Source organism: Polaribacter sp. (assembly GCF_965656025.1).
Classification (GTDB): Bacteria; Bacteroidota; Bacteroidia; order Flavobacteriales; family Flavobacteriaceae; genus Polaribacter.
Genome location: NZ_CBFHJT010000109.1, coordinates 1 through 4,257, shown reverse-complemented (window position 1 = coordinate 4,257; position 4,257 = coordinate 1). Strand labels below are relative to the sequence as shown.

The 4,257-nt window shown below is 29.0% G+C and carries 8 protein-coding genes; all 8 read left to right on the top strand.

What is annotated here, in order from left to right; genetic code table 11:
* The first annotated feature begins 50 nt into the window (after positions 1-50).
* Positions 51-281, top strand: coding sequence for a hypothetical protein (locus ACTG3S_RS13965; protein WP_439129947.1), 231 nt, complete (start codon positions 51-53; stop codon positions 279-281).
* A gap of 62 nt (positions 282-343) precedes the next feature.
* Entirely contained in the window at positions 344-1,207 is an 864-nt protein-coding gene (locus ACTG3S_RS13960; protein ID WP_439129946.1) for a tyrosine-type recombinase/integrase, read from the top strand.
* A 13-nt stretch (positions 1,208-1,220) separates the two neighbouring features.
* Positions 1,221-1,469 carry a hypothetical protein gene (locus ACTG3S_RS13955; RefSeq protein ID WP_439129945.1) on the top strand — a complete coding sequence of 83 codons (249 nt, stop codon included), beginning with the start codon at positions 1,221-1,223 and terminating at the stop codon, positions 1,467-1,469.
* The gene (locus tag ACTG3S_RS13950; protein WP_439129944.1) at positions 1,466-1,627 is read left to right on the top strand and encodes a hypothetical protein; all 162 of its coding nucleotides are present in this window, start codon (positions 1,466-1,468) and stop codon (positions 1,625-1,627) included. Before ACTG3S_RS13955 ends, ACTG3S_RS13950 begins: the two co-directional genes overlap by 4 nt.
* A gap of 183 nt (positions 1,628-1,810) precedes the next feature.
* Positions 1,811-1,963: a hypothetical protein gene (locus tag ACTG3S_RS13945; protein WP_439129943.1), complete on the top strand. Its 153-nt coding sequence runs from the start codon at positions 1,811-1,813 to the stop codon at positions 1,961-1,963.
* 55 nt (positions 1,964-2,018) lie between these two features.
* The gene (locus ACTG3S_RS13940) at positions 2,019-2,312 is read left to right on the top strand and encodes a hypothetical protein (protein WP_439129942.1); all 294 of its coding nucleotides are present in this window, start codon (positions 2,019-2,021) and stop codon (positions 2,310-2,312) included.
* A 113-nt stretch (positions 2,313-2,425) separates the two neighbouring features.
* The gene (locus ACTG3S_RS13935) at positions 2,426-3,643 is read left to right on the top strand and encodes a phage portal protein (RefSeq protein WP_439129941.1); all 1,218 of its coding nucleotides are present in this window, start codon (positions 2,426-2,428) and stop codon (positions 3,641-3,643) included.
* The coding region (locus ACTG3S_RS13930) for an HK97 family phage prohead protease (RefSeq protein ID WP_439129940.1) at positions 3,636-4,257 on the top strand (622 nt) is incomplete at its 3' end. The genes ACTG3S_RS13935 and ACTG3S_RS13930, both read left to right, overlap by 8 nt.

The following is a 4,257-nucleotide window of genomic DNA, read 5'->3' as shown; positions in this document are numbered from 1 at the left end:
CGTACTAGGGTATGGTGCGTTGCGGATTATTAACTAAAAATATTATTAAAATGGTAAAAATTATATTAGAAGATTGGCAAGTAAAGAACTTGCGTGAGTATTTTGGACATAATGACAAAACACAAACAGCACATTGGGCATACGAGGTTTTTAATAAAGCCTACAAAGAGCAATGCACTATACCCATTGTTGTAAAATCGTTGCCACAAGACAATTACTGCCAAGTATGCAAATTACCTACTGATGGCGAGAAGTGTTATAGTAAACGATGTCCTGTTTAGTGGCTATGTTTTACAACTACCCTATATACACACCTTTTAAAAAATAACTAAAACAAAAAACTATGAAAAATTACATTAAAGATTATCAAAATTATTTAAAGATGATAGGATTAGCAAACAGAACTATTTTAATTTATACATCAATAGTTAATGGATTTTTACAAATACATCCAGAACCATTAAAAACTACAAAGCAACAAATTGTTTCTTTTTTGGTAAAGAGAGGAAAAGCTAGAACTATAAAACAAAGTCATGGTGCATTAAATCACTTTTTTGTTGGTGTTTTAAACTATACATCCATAGCAAAAATACCACAGCCAAAAGTAGCCGAATTTATCCCAAATATTTTAACAGAAACAGAAGTTTGCCAGGTAATAAATACCATAGAAAACCTAAAACACGAAGCAATTATTCAGTTAATTTACAGCTGTGCATTAAGATTAAGCGAATGCTTAAATTTAAAAGTAGAAGATATTAGTAAAACAGCCAACAAAATTAAAATTGTAAAAGGCAAAGGTGGTAAAGATGCTTATGTGCCAATACCAGAAGAAACCAAAAACCTGTTAAGAATCTACTATAAACAATATAAACCAACAAAGTATTTATTTCAAGGTCAACAAAACGAAAAATACAGTGCTTCTAGTGTACGTAAAATTTTAAATAAAGCCTTGTCAACTGCAAAAATCACTAGAAAAATTAGAGTACACGATTTAAGACACAGTAGAGCAACACATTGGTTAGATAATGGTATGGATATAAAGTTTATCCAGAAGTTGTTACGCCATAAAAAATCAGAAACCACAGACAGGTATTTGCATTTAGGTATAAAATCTTTAGAAAACGCAATGTTATCTGCAGATCTAAACATTAAAAAAACCATTAGTTTACCAATTCATAAACCAACAACATTGCATCAAGCAGTTTAAACGTTACTTATAAATGAGCCAAACATCAGAGCAATTTAAGCAACAAATAGAAGCAATGGTATTGCCTATTGCACAAAAATTAGGAACCAGACAAGGTTTTTTTGAATATTGGTTTCAAATATTACCAAAATGTAAAAGTCAAAAAACAGCTTTCGAAATTGTAAATCTGATGCACTATAAAATCTTTAAAGAAGAAAAATACACTTCTTTTGATTCTTTTAAAAAACAAAAAAATAATTATTTAAAAAGCTTACAAAAATGAGTGATTTACAAGATAAAAAAGAAGTAAATGTAATACATCTATTTCTAACCTTAAAAGAAAACACAGTACCTAACATTGCAAAAGAAACAGGTTTGTTGCAAACCACAGTACATAAAATTATAAATAAATACTTAAAATCTAAAATTATAAATGGATAATCTAAAACTAATCATTACAATAATTGGCATTTTTTTACTTGCTTTTGTAACCTCTTTATTGTTAGAATTGCCACTATTTAAAAACCCAGTAAGATATATTTTAGTAATTTTACTAATTGTTTTAGAAATCTACTTTGGTTATTTAATTTTCAACTATTTAACAACTTCAAAAACTACAAAAAAATGAAAGAAGAAAAGCAATTAAAAGATTTTGCTTGTAAATTGCCAGAAGCAGCAAAAGGATTGGCAAAAGAATTAGATAAGATTTCTGTTTCTATAAAAAACCTTTTAAAAGTAAAACCTAATTTTAAACATCAATCAAAATTTTTTAAATAACGTTTTGCATATAAAATTAGTTGCGTATTATTAATAATGAAATAAATTAACAAAAATGGATATAGTAAAAACTTTAAATGGATTAATAGAAGATGTAGATAATGGTGATGTAGATACTTTAGCAGAATTGCAAAGAGAATTGATACATTTAAGAAGTGAATTAGAGCAATTAAATTTATATGATGTTGGTAGTAGTTTTGTGGAATATGAGAAAAAAGTTAGCATAAATGCAATTACTTTAAAAGATATTACAGAAGATAATATTGTGGTTGGTAGGTATGTATTAGATGAAGGTAAATTATATAAAATTGATTTAGTAGAAAAGCACACTTTAATAGACTTGAAGTAAACAAAATTACTACCAACAACCCTATGTAATCACCTTTTTTAAAAAAGGGACTAAAAGTCCCCAAAAAAACTTCACATTAATAGCAATTTTACATCGTACAAAAACGGTGTTTAATGTTATTACAAGCAATTCAACATAATAATTCTACTAGATCTGCCTTAAATTTGGTAGGTTCTAACAGTTTTTTAAATTGGATTGGTGGTGCATCAACAAAAAATGGTACACCTGTAAACACTAATTCTGCAAAAACACTTTCTGCTTTTTATAACGGAATTACAATTTTGTGTAATGATTACGCAAAATTGCCTAAATCTGTAATTATAAAAGAAGGAAACACCAGAACCAAAGACACTTCACATCCTGTAAATAGATTGTTAAATAAAAGGCCTAACCAATACATGAGCGCCTTTAATTACGATTCTATCATGATGCAATGCGCAATCTTAAAAGGCAATGCGTATTCAGAAATTATTAGAAACGCAGTTACAGGCAAAGTAGAATCTAGACAATTTATAGATGAAAGGTTAACGCCTGTTACTGTAAAAAAATTCAATGGCAAACTATTTTATCATTTTGATGGTAAAGTAGTAGAAGGTAAAAATATAGAACATGTAATTGGTTTTTCAGAAAACGGAATTACAGGTATTGGTGTAGTTGCGTATGCTGCCAAATCTTTAGGGGTTGCATTAAGTAGCCAAGAGTTTGCAGAAGAATATTATGCTTCTAAAGGTATTGGTATGGGTGTAATGACATCTGCTACAAAAATGGATCCAGATGCTAAAACAAGATATGCACAAGCTATAGAAAACCGTTTAAATTCTTCTTCAAATTACAAAGTATCTGTAATAGATGAAGCATCATCTTTTCAACACATATCGTTAACACCACAAGAATCTATGTTTTTAGAAACCAATAAACACGCCATTGGCGAAGTTGCACGTTGGTTAAACATACCTACACATAAGTTAAAAGATACAGAAAATAGCAACTACTCTAATATGGAAAGCCTGAATATAGATTATATATCAAATTCGGTTTTACCATGGTCTATAAAATTTAAGCAAGAGCAAGTAGAAAAACTATTTGTAGAAAGCGAAAAACAAAGAGGTTATGCAGTACATCATAACTCAAATTCTTTGTTAGAAGCCGATAAAAAAACACAAGCAGCCTTTTTATCAACTATGATATATGCAGGTGTATATACTAGAAATGAAGTTAGAAGCTTGTTAGATTTAAATGAAATAGATGGTTTATCAGAACCATTAACAGCTGTTAATATGCAAACATTAGAGCAAGTAGATGCTAATTTAAAAAAACTACAAAATGAGTAAAGACAAAGATTATATAAAAGGTATTGATGCTGCAGAACGTAGATATTTTACAACTACTGTAAAAATGGAAACTAGAGCAGATGGAGAAAACACTTCTAAAGTAATAGAAGGTATGGCTGCATTGTATAATTCTGTTACAAGAATAGGTAATTGGTTTGATGAAGAAATTTTACCAGGTGCTTTTGATGATGTAATGAATGATGATGTAAGATGCCTTTTTAATCATAACCCAAACTACATTTTAGCACGTTCTGTAAATGGTAAAGGTACTTTAAATTTAGAGTTAACAGACGAAGGTTTAAAATATTCTTATACAACACCAAAAAGAAGTTATGCAGAAGATTTAGAAGATGCAATAGAAAGTGGTGATGTTTCTGGTTCTTCTTTTGCTTTTAGAATTAAAGAGCAAAAATGGATTCAAAGAAAAGATGATGTAGAACTAAGGCAAATTGTAAAGTTTGAACGTCTTTTAGATGTTGCACCTGTAACATATCCTGCTTATCCAGATGCAAGTGTAGGTAAACGAAGTTTAGAAAATTTTAAAGAAGAAAATAAAAAAGTAAACCCAAAAACAAAAAATGTGCGTGAAGCGCAATATATAATCAATAAAAACA

Bases quoted from the DNA above. Each gene is read 5' to 3' on its own strand.
- ACTG3S_RS13965 (WP_439129947.1), top strand. From the start codon at position 51: ATGGTAAAAATTATATTAGAAGATTGGCAAGTAAAGAACTTGCGTGAG.
- ACTG3S_RS13960 (WP_439129946.1), top strand. From the start codon at position 344: ATGAAAAATTACATTAAAGATTATCAAAATTATTTAAAGATGATAGGA.
- ACTG3S_RS13955 (WP_439129945.1), top strand. From the start codon at position 1,221: ATGAGCCAAACATCAGAGCAATTTAAGCAACAAATAGAAGCAATGGTA.
- ACTG3S_RS13950 (WP_439129944.1), top strand. From the start codon at position 1,466: ATGAGTGATTTACAAGATAAAAAAGAAGTAAATGTAATACATCTATTT.
- ACTG3S_RS13945 (WP_439129943.1), top strand. From the start codon at position 1,811: ATGAAAGAAGAAAAGCAATTAAAAGATTTTGCTTGTAAATTGCCAGAA.
- ACTG3S_RS13940 (WP_439129942.1), top strand. From the start codon at position 2,019: ATGGATATAGTAAAAACTTTAAATGGATTAATAGAAGATGTAGATAAT.
- ACTG3S_RS13935 (WP_439129941.1), top strand. From the start codon at position 2,426: ATGTTATTACAAGCAATTCAACATAATAATTCTACTAGATCTGCCTTA.